The following is an 18,348-nucleotide window of genomic DNA, read 5'->3' on the forward strand; positions in this document are numbered from 1 at the left end:
TACTCAAGGCAATCAGTGCATAAACTGGTTGCTTTTTTTAGGGTCATTTAAGCATTCGCTTCGTTGCAGTATAAAAAAGACAAAGTGATTAGAAATCATTGGATACGACATGTCTCTTTCTACAGAAAAACAGCTACAAACAACCATCGAACAATGTAAAAAAGCCATGGTATTTGTTATCGCTTTCAGCTTTTTCATCAATATTCTGGTGCTGAGCGTTCCCATTTACATGCTGCAAATCTATGACCGTGTCATCAGCTCTCGCTCAATAGACACACTACTACTGCTGACGATGATCACCGTGTTTGCCCTACTCACCATGGCAATACTAGAAAACGTGCGTACCCGCATCATGGTGCGAATCGGTGCGTGGTTTGATCAAAGCTTATCCCCCGACATTTTAAGCGGCAGCATTGCGCTGCAGCTTCGACAAGGGCTATCAGCCTCCGTGCAAAGTCTGCGTGATATCGCCGCCATTCGAGCATTTATCGGTGGCAATGCAGTCATACCCGCCTTAGATGCACCTTGGACTCCTGTATTCCTAGCCTTTGTTTTTCTCTTGCATCCTTTGCTCGGTATCATCGCGACGGCAGGGGCACTCATACTATTTTCTATCGCCATTATTAATGATGCCACCACGCGAAAAGCTCACAAAAGCGCTAACGAATCAGCAATTCTCGCCATGCAACAAGCAGAGTCAGCAGCCCGAAACGCAGATGCCATTGAAGCCATGGGTATTATGCCAAACTTCATCAAAAACTGGTCTGAGCTGAATAACAAAAGCATCGATAGCCAAGTCAGCGCAAACTCCAAAGGCGCACTACTGACTGCCACGTCTAAGTTCATCCGAATGCTGCTACAAATTGCGATGTTGGGTGTGGGTGCTTGGCTTGTCATCGAAAACGAACTCACTGCGGGCGCCATGATTGCCGGTTCCATTTTGATGGCACGCGCATTGGCGCCAGTAGAGCAATCCATTAGTGCATGGGGGACTGCTATCTCTGCAAGACAAAGCTATCAGCGCCTCAAAGAGCAAATCCCAGCGTTTCCAGAACGTGCCAAATCAATGCCATTGCCAAAACCACAAGGTGTCATATCGGTAGAAAAAGTGACCTACTTCCATGCGGGCCAACCTGAGCCCGTGCTGCATGGCATCACATTCAAGCTCAATGCAGGAGATGCACTTGGGATCATTGGACCATCCGGTACAGGAAAATCCACACTGGCACGTTTGATGCTCGGCAATTTAACCGCCACTGCAGGTACTATCCGTCTCGATAATATGGACGTAGCTAAATGGGATCCCGATGATCTTGGCCCCCATTGTGGCTATCTACCACAGGATGTTGAACTGTTTCCAGGCACGATCCGCCAGAACATAGCTCGCATGTCAGAAGGTGAGCCGGAGCTTGTCATTCAAGCCGCAAAACTCGCAGGCTGTCATGAACTCATTTTACGTCAGCGTCAAGGTTACGACACCGTTGTCGGTGAACGAGGGCTTGGGCTGTCAGGCGGTGAACGTCAACGCGTAGCGCTTGCCAGAGCGCTTTACGGCGACCCAAGCTTGGTGATCCTCGATGAAGCAAATGCCAACCTTGATGGCGTCGGTGAAGTCGCGCTTCAGCGTGCCATTGCCTATCTTAAATCCCGCAAAGCCACTGTTATCTTAGTGGGGCACAGACCCAGCATGATGCAATCGATGGACAAACTACTCGTACTGCAAGATAGCCAAGTTCGCGCCTTTGGTGAGCGAGACGAAGTACTCAAACCGTTAATGGAACAAAGCGCAGCCATTTCTTCCAACAAAGGAGGGAAGCAGTAATGGGCATTCCTGCTATTCGCCAACTCGCTTTCTTCGGCTTCGGTGTCATTGCACTGTTTTTCGGCACGTTTGGTGTCTGGTCCGTATTTAGTCCGCTCGAAGGGGCTTCTATCGCACCCGGCGTTGTTACCGTCGATAGTCAGCGCAAAACAGTACAGCACCTTGAAGGTGGCATTATTGACAAAATAACCGTCACAGAAGGAGCGAATGTCATCAAAGGTCAAACGCTTATCTTACTTGATGACACACAAGCGAAAAGCCAACTGGAACAGTACAACAGCCGCCAGCGAAACGCATTGGCACGTGAAGCGAGACTTATCGCTGAGCGCGATAATCTCGACACGATTGTATTTAGCGAGCAACTCGAATCGAACAAACAGGACCCACGTGTAGAGGAGATCCTCACCAATCAGCGTCGGATCTTCCAAGCCAGAAATGATTTTTACGCCTCACAACAGGAAGTCCTAAAAACACAACTCGCGCAGAATCGCGCAGAGCTTGATGGACAGAAGCAGCGCTTCGTGATTGAAAAACGTCGATTAGCCATCATTGGCGAAGAAATTGCTGGCAACCGAAAATTGGCAGAAAAAGGCTATGCGAGCAAGACACAAGTGTTGCGGTTAGAACGCGAGGAAAGCCAAATATTAAGTACCATCAGTCAATTGCAATCCAATGCCAGCCGCTTGGCACAAAATGTGGCTGAAAGTCAGGCTCAGTTGAAAGAACAAGAACTTGAGCGCATTAAAGAGGTGGTTGAGCAGTTACGTGAAACTCGGCAAGAGCGTTACGAATTAGATGAACAATTGGCGACGGCGCAAGATATTCTCAATCGCACAAAAATTGTTGCCCCACTGTCAGGAACGGTATTAAACCTTCAGGTGTACTCGGAAGAAGGTGTCATTTCCCCCGGGCAACCGCTACTCGATATCGTGCCTAACAACGAAAGCTTGATGATTGAAGCGCGTGTTGACCCTTCTGATATCGACCAGGTCCGCGCTGGCATGAAAGCACAAATCCGTCTTACAGCCTTGAGTATGCGAAGCATCAAGCCCCTCAACGGTGAATTACTAACCGTGTCTGCAGATAGGCTCATCGATGAGCAATCAGGGCTTGCTTATTATCTGGCGCGCGTCAAGCTCATCGACAATGTTAACGAACTTCTTAATGGCATCGTTCTTTATCCCGGCATGCAAGCTGAAGTCATGCTGCTTACTGAACCTCGCACTCCGATAGAATATTTAGCCAAACCTCTCACAGAGAGTCTCAATCGCGCATTTCGTGAAGAGTGATCTTAATCATAAACCCTCAGTCTTAATTAATACTTAAGGCTGAAGGTGATTATTTTTCACCAAAATAGAATGAAGATATTGAAATACTTTTTACGTTGAATATCTCAATTTCAAAGCAAGTCACTGCAATTTATGAGACGCAAATCACTTTGAATGCAACGAGATTTGCTCCCACTTTACAAGACAATGTATCTCATTTTTTTAGGCAATATAAATTTAACGAGCAAAAATCGGACAAAGTTCATCTTCTTTCTTAACCCTCATGCTGTTCTACTTGCGATGTCTTGTTGGAAGAATACACCCGTTATTAAAAAAATACCTCCCTAGCGAGGTTGCGATGCGTGGTTTACTTTTATTAGTAATATGTGAAAGAAAAAAAATTGATCTACATCACACGTCGCAGTTGCATGGTGTACTGTTAACAGAATGAATTTAATTAAAAAAAAGTGATCAATAATCAGAATCACAAAAAAAAATGAGCTTTATATCTTATGGACAGCAGAAAAATACGAACAAATGGAACTGAGTCCACCATTCTTTACCGCCTTTGTGATCTCGCGGTAATCGGTGGCTCACTTGTCTTAGCAAGCTATCTTTACCTGGGAAAAGCATGTGACGACTGTCTGCTGCTCGCAACGCTGACTTCGATTTGCTACTTGCTTTTTGCTGAAAGCTCTCACTTATATCGCTCTTGGCGTGTTAGTAATTTTCAGGGTCAAATGACGGCAACCCTACTTCCATGGCTTGGTGCGTGCGTGATTCTTGTTGCGTATTTTTTCTTCACTCAACGTGGTATCGAATTCTCCAGAGTGGTCATGACGATCTGGTTTGTAATGGGAGCCATTGGTTTGGTACTGTGGCGATTCCTTGCTCGCGTTGCATTGAGTCGTCTTCGAAACCACGGTATTAACACCCGTTGTGCAGCCATTATTGGCACCACGGCAAACGGTATTGAGCTCGCTCAGGAATTCCAGAATAACCACGCACTAGGGATAAAATTGGTAGGCTTTTACGAGGATCGCAGCAGCGACCGTATCGAAGGCGGTTTACCTGCACCAATGTTAGGCAAAGTCGATGATGCACTTGAGCAAGCAAAACAAGGCAAGCTTCAACATATTTACATTGCAATGCCCATGCATGCCAAAGATCGCATAGCGCGATATCTCAACCAATTTGCAGATACCACCGCCACGACCTATTTAGTCCCAGATTTTTTTACCTACAATCTGCTCCACAGCCGCTGGCAAACCATTGGTCATGTTCACACATTGAGCGTGCACGATACGCCTTTTAGTGGCATTGCTGCGTGGGCGAAAAGAGTCGAAGACATTATTCTATCGACGCTTATCATCATTTTGATCTCTCCGATTTTGATCGCTGTTGCGGTTGGCGTGAAAATGTCATCGCCCGGAAAAGTCATCTTCAAACAGCACAGATACGGGCTAGATGGCCGACAGATCAAAGTGTGGAAGTTTCGTTCTATGTCCACCACGGACAATGGTGACGTAGTGAAACAAGCGACAAAAAATGATCCTCGAGTCACGCCATTTGGCGCATTTATTCGCCGTACGTCGCTCGACGAACTTCCGCAATTTTTTAACGTATTGCGCGGCTCTATGTCTATTGTTGGTCCTCGTCCTCACGCTGTAGCTCACAACGAACAATACCGCGCCATTGTTGATCGCTACATGCTACGCCACAAAGTGAAACCCGGAATTACCGGGTGGGCGCAGATCAATGGTTATCGCGGTGAAACAGATACGCTAGATAAGATGGAAAAACGCATCCAGTTTGATCTGGAATATATCCAAAACTGGTCGTTATGGATGGATATCAAGATCGTCTTTGCCACTGTGTTTAAAGGCTTTGTTGGCAAATCGGCGTACTAGGAGATGGGTGTGATTCGCAATAATTTTTGGGTGTGTCCCCTTGTCTTGCTGCCGCTCTCTGTGGCTGCGGTCGAACCTTTGGCATACCAAACAGAAAATGGCATCGACATCATCCCAACGCTAAAAGTCAGCGCGGGACACAACGACAATGTTCTCCGAACGACCAAGGATCAGGTCAGTTCCCCTATGACGCTCATTTCCCCTAAAGTTATCGCGTTACTGGAAACAGAAAGCACTGCCTATCAATTCGATTATCGTATGGATGCGTTGTATTTCACCGATAGCAGCGATGACAACACGGTTGACCAACAAGCTCATGCCGCTGGGTTGTGGCTGTTCAATATCCGAAATCGTCTACGTCTAGATTACCTTTACAAAATCGTTAGCGAACCACGAGGTACAGGCTTGACCGAAGGTAATAGTCTGGCCGTTGAAGAACCTCTACGTTTTCACTTTCAAGATTTCAATGCCCGCTATACCTATGGTGCAGCGGGTGCCAAAGGTCGTTTAGTCGGTATCGCGGGCTACGAGAGCAAAGACTACAAAGACGTGACCTACGTAAACAATGGCGGTCAAACCGATGAAAGCCGCTATTACAATTGGGAGCAGCCTTATCTAAGTGGTGAATTCTATTACGCCTTCTCAAGCTATTTCCATGCTATCGCCATGGCGCGTGTTGAAGATCGTAGCTATGAGTTTGTTCCGCCGACATCAGGCTCCCGTGATAACCAAAACACCTTGCTGTATGGCGGTCTGGAATGGGACATCACAGGAAAAACCCAAGGCAAGCTACTCGTCGGCATGCAAAATAAAGACTTTGATGACTCTAATCGCAAGGACTTTCAAGGGTTTAGTTGGCGCGCGAATGTAAGTTGGGCACCAACAGATTACAGCACGTTCAAATTGGAAGGACGCGATTATGCTCGCGATCCCGACATTAATGCTGACTACGTTCAAGATCGTTCAATTAAGCTCGATTGGGAGCACAGTTGGACACCACAACTAACATCCATTGCCACAGCCCGTTATGGCACCAACGACTACCCTGGCGGGTTGCGAAATGATGACGACACACTACTTGAGCTTTCTGTGGTTTATAGCTTAACGAGATGGTGGGACGTGTCTGTGGGGGCAAGCAAATTTGAGCGCGATTCAAGCTTTGCAGGATACAGCTACGACCAAACACGTATTTTCATTGGCATGGAGGTGAGTTTGTGAGCCATCGATTTCTATTACTCCTTTTAATGTTTCTACCCTTCTTTAGTGGAGCCGCAGAGACAGAGCAATATGTGTTAGATGATGGAGATCGTATCTCCATCAAAGTGTACGGGGAAGAAGATCTTTCCATGGACATTTTGCTCAGCACACGAGGACGCTTTGATTACCCTTATCTAGGGCGTCTTGAGGCTGCAGGGAAATCTGTCGGTCAACTGCAACGCATTATCGAAACGGGTCTTCGTGGTGATTATTTAATCGACCCTAAGGTGACGGTTAACGTTATTCAGTTTCGCAAGTTTTATGTTAATGGTGAAGTGAATCAGCCTGGCGGTTATGACTATCAACCAGGGTTGACCATTGGTAAAGCGATTGCGATTGCGGGCGGATTTACCGACCGAGCATCACGTAAAAAAATTCAAAAGACAGAAGCCAAAAATGGAAGAACACAAAAAAATGTTGGCCTGTCACAAACTGTGGTCCCCGGTGACATCATCGTGGTTGATCAGAGCTTTTTTTAGATAGCGCTGCGAGAATAAAAGGAAATTACCACCATGAAACTGACCGAGCCTAACCCGGCAAGCGGGCAATCACGTATCGATCTTAAACGGTATTTCAGCGCGATCGGGCGTTACTGGATGCCCATCACTTTGTTTGTCATTGTTGTTACGCTCATTGCTACGCTGCTGGTCCTTGCCATCACACCAGTTTACCGCGCGACAGCCACACTGCTTATCGAGTCTCAGGCCAGTAAAACAATTTCTATCGAAGAAGTGTACGCGCTCGATACCAGCAAGAAAGAATATTACCAAACACAGTTTGAGATCCTTCGGTCGGATTACCTATCAGAAAAAGTCATCGAAGAGTTGGGTATATCGCAAATTAGAGAGTTCAATAACCTCGTCGGAAAACCTTCTTCGCGAGATAAATTGCTCGCCATGCTCCATCAAGTAGAGTTTTTACAGGGCTTTTTACCCAAGCAAAAGCCGCTAACTGACGCCGTTGATAAGGGTGCAGCAGATCAAGCTGTCTTGAAGAAATTCAAATCCCATTTAGCAATAGAGCCTATTCGCAACACCCAGTTAGTCAGAATTCAATTTGGTTCAGCCGACCCCGTGCTAGCCGCGAATGTCGCCAACGCACTCGGTCAAGCGTATATAGAGTCAAACCTTGAAGCACGACTGGTTGCAACACAGACTGCATCAGGCTGGATTACAGATCGATTGGGTGAGCTTAAAAACAACTTGGACATTTCCGAGCTAGCCTTGACTCAATACCTGCAAGACGAAGGACTGATTGAGCTGGATGATATCGATGAACTCGCTGGTACCGAGCTCACTAACTTAACCATTCGCGTGGCTGAAGCCAGAGAAAAACGCGTCGCCGCTGAAAGTTTGTATTCATTGATGCAAGGCAAAGGTGCAGGCAGTGCAGCCTTGCTGTCGGTACCTGAAATCTCAAACCATCCACAGGTTCGTGATGTCAAAAATGCCGAGACCGATGCGCAGCGCAAAGTTTCTGAGCTATCAAAGCGTTATGGCGAGAAACACGACAAGATGATCCAGGCTCGTGCTCAGCTGACGGCTGTCCGCAATCGCGCCAACTCTGTGATCAACGAATTGGCACGCGGTATCGAAAAAGAACTCACCAATGCACGCAAACAAGAAGCGTCGCTGATTACTTCGCTCGCCAACAAAAAGACGGATTATCAACACATTAGTTCAAAGCGTGCACAATACGAATCGCTCAAGCGCGATGTTGACTCCAGTCGCCAGCTTTACGATATGTTCTTGAGTCGACAGAAAGAAACGACTGCAACCAGTGATTTTGAATCGGTGATTGCTCGGTTTACCGACAAAGCGAAAACAGCGCAAGACCCCTTCCGTCCGCAAACCACCAAATTAATCGTGATCAGCGCCGCATTCGCTCTTCTGATCGCTATCGCGGGTGCATTTTTGGCAGATGCTTACCGCAACACGATTGAAAAACCCGATGATGTTGAGGAGAAACTCGGTTTGCAGCATTTAGGCTTTCTTCCCCGGGTCAAAGCGAAGCGATTCAAAAATACACCACTGGATCACACCCTTTATCTTGACCCCGATGCCACGCTATTCAGTGAGTCAGTGAGGACAATACGCACCTCGATACTACTCACTTTAACAAACAGTAAACGCAAAATATTGGCGGTGACGTCTTCTTTGCCTGCTGAAGGCAAAACCACCGTAGCACTTAACTTGGCTCAATCATTGGCGAAGATGGAGCGCACTTTACTGATTGATTGCGATCTGCGCATGCCAGCTATTGGTAGTCGCTATGGTTTACCACGTAACCAAGCAGGCCTCACCAATGCACTGGTCATGGGCACTCCTATAAGGGAGTGTATCTACCATGATGAAGAGTCGTCACTGGATCTCTTGCCAGCAGGTCTGTTGCCACCGAATCCGCAAGAATTGCTAGGCTCGCCCAAGTTTGCCGCGTTAATTGATCAGTTAAAGCAAAGCTATGACCGCATCATTCTTGATACGCCGCCGGTACATGTTGTGAGTGACAGCTTGCTCCTCGGACGCTTAGCCGGTGGCATGGTGCTTGTCGTGAAAGCGGAGTCGACCACAGAGAAGCAAATCAACTTTACGGTCTCTCAGCTCGTACGCCATGACATCGCCATAGACGGAGTGGTGCTCAATCAGCTCTCCAGCAAGTTTGCCGAGGAAAAATACAAGCTGCACTATGGGTATTACAACGCTAACAAACAAAGTGATGACGCGCTCGAAGCCAGCTAAGGCTCGAGTGATGACAAGGACATATAACAAGAATGAAGACAAGTTTTGATGTATTTAACGGCGATGCCGATGGGATTTGCGCACTCTTACAGCTTCGATTAGCCACCCCAAAAGACAGCGTGCTGATCACGGGTGTGAAACGTGATATTGCTTTGCTCAAGCAAGTCGATCCTGCCATTGCACAAGATGTCACTGTGCTGGATGTCGCCCTGGGCAAAAACCGGGCTGCGTTGGATAATCTCCTGTCGCAAGGCGTGCGGGTATTTTATGCCGACCACCATAATCCAGACGATATCCCTGAGCACAATGGGTTAACCACCCACATCAACACTGCTGCCAATACATGCACTAGCTTGATCGTCGATAAGCTGCTTGATGGTCGATACCGCGAATGGGCTTTGGTTGGTGCTTATGGTGACAATTTGTTTGCAGTTGCCGATACGCTGGCAAATAAAGCGGATCTTTGCGATCAAGATAGGCTCACGCTCAAGCAATTTGGTACTTATCTCAACTACAACGGTTATGGCTCGTCGCTGGCAGATTTGTTGTTCTCTCCTGCTGAGATTTACAAACTGATGTCGCCTTATCCTTCGCCATTCAACTTTATTGCTGAACGCCCTGATGTTTTCGACACACTAGAAAATGGCTTCATGAATGACAGCGAGAAAGCGGCTGCCATTGTGCCTTTTTCTGAGCAATCAGGTTCGCGCGTTTACATGCTGCCTGATGAAGCTTGGGCTCGCCGTATTAGCGGCGTGTATTCAAACGATCTGGCAAACCAAGACCCCAGTGTGGCTAATGCCGTTATTACTGAAAAAGCAGACGGTAGCTACTTGGTCAGTATTCGTGCACCACTGAAAAATCGCATCGGTGCAGACGAACTTGCCGCAACATTTCCAACTGGGGGGGGCAGAAAAGCCGCCGCCGGCATCAATGCTCTGCCCGCAGAACTACTCCCTGAATTTATAGAAGCGTTCCACCAGCGTTATCCGCTGGCAACGTAACAAAAGGATACACAATGGTGGATAAGATTTCGCTAAACCAGACCCATCTCAAACAGCTTGAAAACGAATCGATTCATATCATTCGTGAAGTCGCTGCTGAGTTCGATAACCCCGTGATGATGTACTCCATCGGCAAAGACTCAGCGGTGATGCTGCATCTTGCCATGAAGGCATTTTATCCCGGTAAGCCGCCCTTCCCGCTACTCCACGTCGATACGACGTGGAAGTTTAAGGAAATGATTCAGTTTCGCGATGAATTCACCAAAAAACTGGGGCTAGATCTTCTTGTTCACATTAATCAAGACGGCGTCGACATGGGGATCAGTCCCTTTGAACACGGCAGTGCAAAACACACTGACATCATGAAGACACAAGGTCTAAAACAGGCGCTGGACAAGCATGGTTTTGATGCTGCATTTGGTGGTGCCCGTCGCGATGAAGAAAAGAGCCGTGCCAAAGAACGCGTGTACTCATTCCGAGATAAACACCATCGCTGGGATCCGAAGAATCAACGTCCGGAGCTTTGGGATACTTACAACGGCCGTGTAAACAAAGGCGAAAGTATTCGCGTGTTCCCTCTATCTAACTGGACTGAGCTGGATATCTGGCAATACATTTACATGGAAAATATCGATATCGTTCCTTTGTATTTCGCCAAACAACGCCCGGTTGTTGAACGTGACGGCACGCTTATCATGGTAGATGACGAGCGCATGCCATTAGAAAAAGGCGAGAAGGTTGAAATGAAATCCGTGCGTTTTCGCACCCTGGGTTGCTACCCATTAACGGGCGCTGTGGAATCTACCGCTGCGACTTTGCCAGAAATCATTCAAGAGATGCTTCTAACCAAAACCTCTGAGCGTCAGGGTCGGGTTATCGATCACGATCAGTCCGGTTCTATGGAGCAGAAAAAACGAGAAGGCTATTTCTAAAAGCCTCACCACTTTACTGAATGAATTTGCTTATTTGCATAAGGAATGACCCATGAGTCATAGCTCAACTTTGATCGCCTCGGATATCGAAGCGTATCTCCATCAGCATGAAAATAAAGATCTGCTGCGTCTTTTGACCTGCGGCAGCGTCGACGACGGTAAATCTACATTGATCGGCCGCCTACTTTACGACACGAAGCTGATCTTTGAAGATCATCTTTCAACCTTACACAAAGACAATGCACGTGTCGGTAACGCGGGCGAATCACTCGACCTTGCCTTGTTGGTCGATGGCCTGCAATCCGAGCGCGAGCAAGGCATCACCATTGATGTGGCCTACCGCTATTTCTCCACCGAAAAGCGAAAATTCATCATTGCCGATTGCCCGGGGCATGAGCAGTACACGCGTAACATGGCAACTGGCGCATCTAACTGTGAATTGGCCATTGTGATGGTTGATGCACGTAAAGGGCTGTTAACCCAAACTCGCCGCCACAGCTATATCGTTAACAAGCTCGGGATCCGACACGTTGTTGTCGCGATCAACAAAATGGATTTGGTCAATTTCGACCAAGCTGTGTTTGATGGCATTAAAGCTGACTATCAGGCAATGGCTGCACAACTTGGGATCAAAGACGTGCATTACGTCCCCCTTTCAGCGCTCACTGGCGACAATGTCGTCTCCAACAGTGACAACATGCCGTGGTACACAGGTCCATCTTTGATGGCGCTTTTAGAAGGTATGGAAATCAGCAGAGATCAGAACCTCGATCTAATGCGTTTTCCTGTTCAGTTTGTTAATCGCCCTGACGATGGATTTCGCGGTTACTGCGGTACGCTCGCTTCTGGCATTTTGCGCAAAGGCGATGAAGTCGTAGCACTGCCTTCAGGTCAGAAGAGTACTGTCACCGCCATTGTCACTTTCGACGGCGAACTGGAAAGCATTGCCCCAAACAATGCCATCACCGTCACCCTTGCTGATGAAATTGATATCTCACGTGGCGACATGTTGGTTCACGCAGACACGGCTCCGGTATCCACAGACCGCCTTACAGCCAGTCTGGTTTGGATGGCGCAAGATACGCTGAAATCCCGTCACGATTATGACTTCAAGTTCGCGACACATAATGTCACTGGGCGAATCACGGACATCGTACATAAAATCGATATCAACAATTTCGAAACGCTGACTGCCAACGAACTAGCACTGAATGAAATTGGTGTGGTTGAGCTTCAACTCAATGCACCAGTCGCAGTCGATCACTACGCAGACATTCGTAAAACGGGCGCCTTTATTGTCATTGACCGACTGAGTAATATTACCGTTGCCGCTGGCATGGTTGAAGCATTGCATTCGTCGCAAGAAGCACAGCAAAGCCGCAGCTACACTGCCGCTGAAGTCGCACTTAATCACTATATTCGTGAACACTTCCCAGAGTGGGAAACCAAACCGATTAAGTGATCCGCGAGAAAGAAACAGCATGGACACTGTGTCTTTACACGCTGACAAGGAGAGCGATCTACCCATGACCGTCAAGGTTTTACATATTATCAATGACTTGTCACGCAATGGCGGCGCACAGCGTTTCGTGATCGATTTGATCTCACCGCCGCCTGACGGTTATGAAATTCGCGTGATCACGCTGGAAGACACCAATGACTTCCGTGCTGAAATTGAAGCACAAGGTGTGGCCTGTTATGTGTGGGATAGACTGTCACTAAAAGAAAAATGGCAACTTTTACGTTGGCCAGATTTGGTGCACGGGCATCTGTTCCCGTCTATCTACATCGCCTTGGCGGCCTTTGGGAAGAAGCGCATTCAAACCGAGCACGCCACTCACAATCGTCGTCGTGATCATGCATGGATGAAGCCGTTCGAGTTTTTCCTCTATTGGCGCTATCACACCACAGTGTGTATTACCGAACAGGTTCAGCATGCGTTAGAAGCATTTTTGCCACAGTGGAAAAGTCATTATCAGGTGATCTTAAACGGGATTGATTTAAGTAAGTATCCGTTAATTGCTAAGTCAAAACCTGAATCGGATTCGCCGATCCGCATCGGCATGGTCGGACGTTTTCATGTGTACAAAGATCATCCGACGTTGATCCGCGCGCTTGCCCTGTTACCGGCAAAGTACGAACTTCATTTTGCTGGTGACGGCGACCGACGAGAGGAATACCAAACATTGGTTAAATCGCTTGGGTTAGATGATCGCGTTGTCTTTCATGGTGTCCGGGCGGATATTCCTGCGTTTCTCGACGGAGTGGATATTTATGTTCAAAGCTCCATTGTCGAAGGATTTGGTCTAGCCGCAGTGGAAGCCATGGCTGCGGGCTTGCCTGTTTTGGCATCAAGGGTGCAAGGCATGAGTGAGGTTATCGACAACGAAGCATCTCTGTTCAACGTGGGTGATGAAAAGATGCTGGCACAAATGGTCGCCTCGCTGTGCGACGATGCCGCTAGCTACCAAACATCTGCACAATATTCGGTTTCGCGCAGCCAACACTTCACCTTATCGGCATTTCGTGAACAGTACTACGACACTTATCAATCATTAGTCGACAACAAACAGAGGTTAGCCGATGGCAAGGCCTCTTGAGCATTTGGCGGCACTTGCCGTCATCTTGTTTTTTATTCCTCTTAAAGTAAATGTGTCTGGCATTTCACTGTATCTGGCTGACCTCGAAAGTATTGCAGCCCTGGGCATTCTTACCATTATCCTGTTTCGAGGCCAATTGAAGCAAACGACCATCAAAGCAACAGGTTTTATTCTGGTGTTTGTGGTTTATATACTGCTCGCTGGGGTGCTCAGTAATGTCTCCTTCAAGCTGGTCATGATTGAAATGATCCAATGGCTATCTGTGGCCGCATTTCTCGGCGTGCTTCATCAAGCAGGCCTGCTTGCTTCACCACGCTTTTTGTCCATCGTGGCACTTTATGCATTCGCTGGCGCAGTCTATACCGCCATCTGGCACTTAATGCAGCCAGGCATGCCCGATTTCAAACAGCTCGCTAACACCAAGTACTTCTTTGGTTTCTGCTGCGTGATGTTATATCTGATGCGTGATCACATCCGTTTCAGCCATATTCTACTTGGCATCGCGTTGGTTTTATTAGTGATGTCTGGCGAGCGAAAAGCGTTGCTTGGCGTCATGCTGATGATTGCATGTGACTACGCATTTTGTCGCAAGATGGGCGATGCCAAGACGCAACGCGCCTTTCATACTCTCGGCTTTATGGTTTTTTTTGGTGCCATTATCGCCCTGTTTTCTATCTGGTCTCTGATGGGGCTCCCTGCCATATTGAACCATCTAGAGTTTACACAGTTTGACATTCTGTTTGCCGACCAAGAACAAGCCCGCTGGGATTCTGAAGTGTGGCGAAAACTGCTCCTTGCTAATGGCTTCTCGCTGTTTTTAGAGCACCCCATTTTTGGTGTCGGCCCAAAAATGCTGCCGGAATACATGGCGAATTATTTCCATAATCAGGAACTGGCCATCTATACCCATAATTTTGCGCTTGATGTTGCGATCGAGTACGGCCTTGTGGGTCTTACGATCCTCATTGGCGGTTTTGTGCTTAGCATGCGCCAGCTATTCCATCAGCGCATGCTAAACCCTGTCGCGTTTCTTATGGCCGTCTACATTCTTGCTATGGTGCTGTTTGTTGCCATCAACAGCACCATCATGCTGATGTTTTTATTCCCGTTCTTCGTCAACACTCGCGCAGAGACTCAAGAGTCACCGGACCCATCGATAAATACTCGATCAATAAAAACCACCGTCACCGCTAAACCATTTTCAAACGTCGTTATGCATAAGGATAAGCAATGAAATTCAGTCTGGCCCGACAACGCGCCTTCGACCAAACTCTGCGCGAAAAGGATTTCGTTTTGGTATACCAAATGGGCAAAGTTGGCTCGTCATCTATCGAAGCATCACTCGAACATGCAGGGATCCCAAGTTGGCACATTCATACCTTTGATGACAATGAAGAGTTCCAGATGTACCGCAATACCGCTGATGTTGCCTGTTTCTTTGATTGGCCAGTACGAACCGCGTATAGATTGACGTTGGCGCATCGCTGCCGCGTGCTGCAAAAACGTGATTACCTCAAAATCATCACCTTGGTTCGTGATCCTGTGGCCACCGTGGTTTCTCGCTTCTTTCAAGATCTGCACATCCAGTTTATTTCGGGTAAAAAGAATGATGCGATTCACGGTGACATCGATACCACGCTAAAGCACCTTACCGATGCGTTTGAAAACCAAATGCATTTGGATTATTTCACTGAGTGGTTTGACCGAGAGCTAAAGCGTCGGTTTGGCGTAGATGTGCTCAAGCACATTTCCGATCCAACACAAACCCATTGGCACATTGAACAAAATGGTTGCGATGTCTTGCTGATGAAATGCGAAGCTATCAATCAATCTGCCGATGTGTTGGCCACTTTTTTAGATCATCCGGAGTTCACGCTTGAGTCCAGCAACGAAGGATCTAACAAGTGGTATTCTGCGCTTTATCAACGTTTTAAAGAAACCTATTCGTTTGAACGTTTGTTCCATCTTTATGACGCGCCACTGTATCGCGCAGTCTACAGTGAAGAAGAAATCACACGCTTTAAAAACAAATGGAGCCAGTGATGAAAACGGTTCTCCATATCACCGAGGCATTTGGTGGCGGTATTCAAACTGCACTGTGCAGCTATGCTCGCTCGACAAAAGATGATCCAATTCGTCATAATTTGCTCGCCCGTTTGCGCCCTAAAGACAATACGGGCATGGCAATCCAGTCACTGTTTGATGAAGTGAAAACCGTAGAAGGCGGACTGCTCGCTTTCTATCGCGCAGCGCGTGATGCCGTAAAAGAAATTCAGCCCGATATCATTCATCTGCATTCGAGCTTCGCTGGTTTTCTTGGGCGCTATTTACCCAAAGGCAACGCTAAAATTGTTTATACGCCGCACTGTTATGCATTTGAACGACGCGACATTTCTGATTTGATGCAAAACGCGTACATGCGCCTTGAACAGCTAGGATTATCGCGTATTGATGTGGTGGCAGGGTGCAGTGAGCGTGAATGCGAGCTGGCATTAGAACTTGGCGCCAAGCGCGCTGTTCATCTCAATAATTACGCCGATTTACCCAGCGAATTAAAAAACAATAAAGCGGAAAAGTCAGCGCCTCCTCCCTTCAATGTCGTCGTGGTTGGTCGCGTGTCCGCACAAAAAGACCCAGGTTTTTTGCTCGAAACCGTAAGAAGTTTAAAAGCCTACCCCGAGCATGAGCAGATACATATCCGCTGGTTGGGAGGGGGCGATCAGGAACAAGAAGATGCACTAAGAAAGGTTGGCATAGAAGTAACGGGGATGATCCCCCACCAGCAGGTCATGCAAACACTGCAGAATGCCGATCTCTATCTGCATGCTGCAGCATGGGAAGGCATGCCATTAACACTTCTTGAAGCTGCTCGCATGCAGGTACCGATGATTTTGCGCATTATTGGCGCAACGCAAAGCCTACCGTATCCATATATGGTTAGCTCACCAGAAACGATGGCAAAGCAAATCGTGGAATTTTGTCGCCATCCCGAACACCCGGACTACCAAAGCGCACTTATGCTATTTAACAACGATTTCAGTGCCGATAAGCAACGTAACACCTTACTGTCCATCTACGAGGTGTAGCCAGTGAGTTGGTTAGTCGCACTCATTATAGTGGGATTGCTGGTGACACTGGTTTTCACCAGCCTTCGTCCTGCATTGGTGTTTGGTGCAGTTTTCACGGTATTGCTTCTCGCGGATATCGTGCCAGCTAATCAACTTTTTAATAACTTCACCAATCCGGCACTCATCACTTTGGTTTTGCTGATACTGGTGTCAGTGATACTGGAACGCACGGTTTTAATCAGCGCTCTCGGTCACTGGTGCACTCGCGGAAGCTTGCGTCGTGTCGTACTGCAAACTACAGTGTCAGCCGGATTGTTATCGGCGGTCATTAACAACACAGCCGTAGTATCAACACTGATGCGCAGCATGACCCGCACCAAGCATCCAGGCAGTAAGCTGCTTATTCCGCTCTCTTATGCTGCGATCCTTGGTGGCACCATGACCTTAATTGGGACATCTACCAATTTGCTGGTTAATGGCTTCACCCTCAATGCCGGATTTGAGGGGATCAATTTCTTCGATTTCACCTTGGTCGGTGGTCCGTTGTTTGTCATTGGTATTGTAGTGATTGTTTTTCTTTCACTGCCTCTTTTACCAAGCCGCGATACGGCACCCGACAACGATACACACCAGTACTTACTCGAATCCCGCCTTGATGCTGACTCCCCCATGATAGGCCTTAGTGTTGAAGCCAGCGGACTCCGGCACCTAGAAAGACTATTTCTCGTGGAGATCATCCGCGGGGATCGAATCATTTCCCCCGTCACGCCCAGTGAACCACTGCAAGCAAATGACGTTTTAGTCTTTTCTGGTGATCTTGAGGCTACGCCACTGTTGGCTCGCTTTAAAGGCCTCACCCTTCACTCCCAAGGCGAGAAATTGCCCTCTGATAACTTAATGGACGTGGTGGTGGCACCGCATGCCATGGTGTCAGGGAAGACCATTAAATCTCTCAATTTTCGCACCCAATTTGACGCAGCGGTTGTTGCCGTAAAGCGCGGTGACCATCAACTTCGAGGCGGTCTCGGTCAAGTCAGACTGCAAGGCGGTGATTTGTTGGTGTTGGCAGTGGGTGACGATTTTTATCGTCGCGATACGCTAGTACAAAACTTCGTCTTAGTCGGAGAGCGCCAACACGGGACATTTCTCAGCGCACGACAATCCGCGTTATTTTGCTTAGGTGCTGTCATTGCATTGCTCGCGAGCTTCGTTGAAGTGTTGCCGCTATACAAAGGACTTATTTTACTTCTGGCAGCCGCAATTGGTAGTCGACTGGTGTCGATACACGACCTTCGTCGTCGATTCCCATTTGAATTGGTCTTGGTCGTCGGCTCAGCGCTTGGACTTGCTCAGGCCATTAGCCAGACAGGATTGGCCGATAATATCGCCTCTAACATGATGTCATGGAGCCAAAACAGTGGCCCGTTTGGGGCCTTAGTTATGTTGTACCTCGCCACATGGGTAATGACGGAACTTATCACTAACAATGCCGCAGCGGCGATTGCATTTCCTATTGGGCTCGCCATTGCCGCCCAGTACCAAGTTGATCCCATGCCTTATATCATGACCGTCGCTTTCGCAGCCAGCGCCAGCTTTCTCTCGCCGTTTGGTTACCAAACCAACCTCATGGTGTTTACAGCCGGACGCTACCAACCCAAAGACTATATCAAAGCGGGTTTGCCCCTGACTGTGATTTACGGACTTGGCGTTATCACTCTTGTTCCACTTGCATTCCCTTGGTGAGGATCG

Annotated in this window: 14 protein-coding genes; all 14 read left to right on the top strand. The window is 47.8% G+C overall.

Annotated features, from left to right (window positions below; genetic code table 11):
• Positions 1–109 precede the first annotated feature (109 nt).
• The 14 genes from AC3CIC_RS14595 (at position 110) to AC3CIC_RS14660 (ending at position 18,342) form a co-directional block, all read left to right on the top strand.
• Positions 110–1,822: a type I secretion system permease/ATPase gene (locus AC3CIC_RS14595; protein WP_488514949.1), complete on the top strand. Its 1,713-nt coding sequence runs from the start codon at positions 110–112 to the stop codon at positions 1,820–1,822.
• Complete coding sequence (locus AC3CIC_RS14600; protein ID WP_488514950.1) at positions 1,822–3,111, top strand: HlyD family type I secretion periplasmic adaptor subunit; 1,290 nt, start codon at positions 1,822–1,824, stop codon at positions 3,109–3,111. The genes AC3CIC_RS14595 and AC3CIC_RS14600 overlap by 1 nt, the downstream gene beginning before the upstream one ends.
• 491 nt (positions 3,112–3,602) lie before the next feature.
• Positions 3,603–5,000 carry an undecaprenyl-phosphate glucose phosphotransferase gene (locus AC3CIC_RS14605; RefSeq protein ID WP_488514951.1) on the top strand — a complete coding sequence of 466 codons (1,398 nt, stop codon included), beginning with the start codon at positions 3,603–3,605 and terminating at the stop codon, positions 4,998–5,000.
• 3 nt (positions 5,001–5,003) lie between these two features.
• Entirely contained in the window at positions 5,004–6,218 is a 1,215-nt protein-coding gene (locus AC3CIC_RS14610; RefSeq protein ID WP_488514952.1) for an outer membrane beta-barrel protein, read from the top strand.
• A gap of 26 nt (positions 6,219–6,244) precedes the next feature.
• On the top strand, positions 6,245–6,736 hold the full coding sequence (locus AC3CIC_RS14615) for a polysaccharide biosynthesis/export family protein (RefSeq protein WP_488515921.1): 492 nt from the start codon (positions 6,245–6,247) through the stop codon (positions 6,734–6,736).
• Between the two features lie 33 nt (positions 6,737–6,769).
• On the top strand, positions 6,770–8,995 hold the full coding sequence (locus tag AC3CIC_RS14620; RefSeq protein ID WP_488514953.1) for a GumC family protein: 2,226 nt from the start codon (positions 6,770–6,772) through the stop codon (positions 8,993–8,995).
• 32 nt (positions 8,996–9,027) lie between these two features.
• The gene (locus AC3CIC_RS14625) at positions 9,028–9,999 is read left to right on the top strand and encodes a DHH family phosphoesterase (RefSeq protein WP_488514954.1); all 972 of its coding nucleotides are present in this window, start codon (positions 9,028–9,030) and stop codon (positions 9,997–9,999) included.
• A 14-nt stretch (positions 10,000–10,013) separates the two neighbouring features.
• On the top strand, positions 10,014–10,931 hold the full coding sequence (cysD, locus tag AC3CIC_RS14630; protein WP_016960834.1) for a sulfate adenylyltransferase subunit CysD: 918 nt from the start codon (positions 10,014–10,016) through the stop codon (positions 10,929–10,931).
• Positions 10,932–10,983: 52 nt separating this feature from the next.
• Positions 10,984–12,393: a sulfate adenylyltransferase subunit CysN gene (cysN, locus tag AC3CIC_RS14635; protein ID WP_488514955.1), complete on the top strand. Its 1,410-nt coding sequence runs from the start codon at positions 10,984–10,986 to the stop codon at positions 12,391–12,393.
• Positions 12,394–12,457: 64 nt separating this feature from the next.
• Positions 12,458–13,531: a glycosyltransferase gene (locus AC3CIC_RS14640; RefSeq protein ID WP_488515922.1), complete on the top strand. Its 1,074-nt coding sequence runs from the start codon at positions 12,458–12,460 to the stop codon at positions 13,529–13,531.
• On the top strand, positions 13,515–14,765 hold the full coding sequence (locus AC3CIC_RS14645; RefSeq protein WP_488514956.1) for an O-antigen ligase family protein: 1,251 nt from the start codon (positions 13,515–13,517) through the stop codon (positions 14,763–14,765). The genes AC3CIC_RS14640 and AC3CIC_RS14645 overlap by 17 nt, the downstream gene beginning before the upstream one ends.
• Positions 14,762–15,574, top strand: coding sequence for a putative capsular polysaccharide synthesis family protein (locus AC3CIC_RS14650; protein WP_488514957.1), 813 nt, complete (start codon positions 14,762–14,764; stop codon positions 15,572–15,574). Before AC3CIC_RS14645 ends, AC3CIC_RS14650 begins: the two co-directional genes overlap by 4 nt.
• The gene (locus AC3CIC_RS14655) at positions 15,574–16,617 is read left to right on the top strand and encodes a glycosyltransferase family 4 protein (RefSeq protein WP_488514958.1); all 1,044 of its coding nucleotides are present in this window, start codon (positions 15,574–15,576) and stop codon (positions 16,615–16,617) included. Before AC3CIC_RS14650 ends, AC3CIC_RS14655 begins: the two co-directional genes overlap by 1 nt.
• Positions 16,618–16,620: 3 nt before the next feature.
• Entirely contained in the window at positions 16,621–18,342 is a 1,722-nt protein-coding gene (locus AC3CIC_RS14660) for an SLC13 family permease (protein ID WP_488514959.1), read from the top strand.
• Positions 18,343–18,348: the final 6 nt, after the last annotated feature.

It is taken from the genome of Enterovibrio sp. QJM3NY_24, assembly GCF_057786035.1.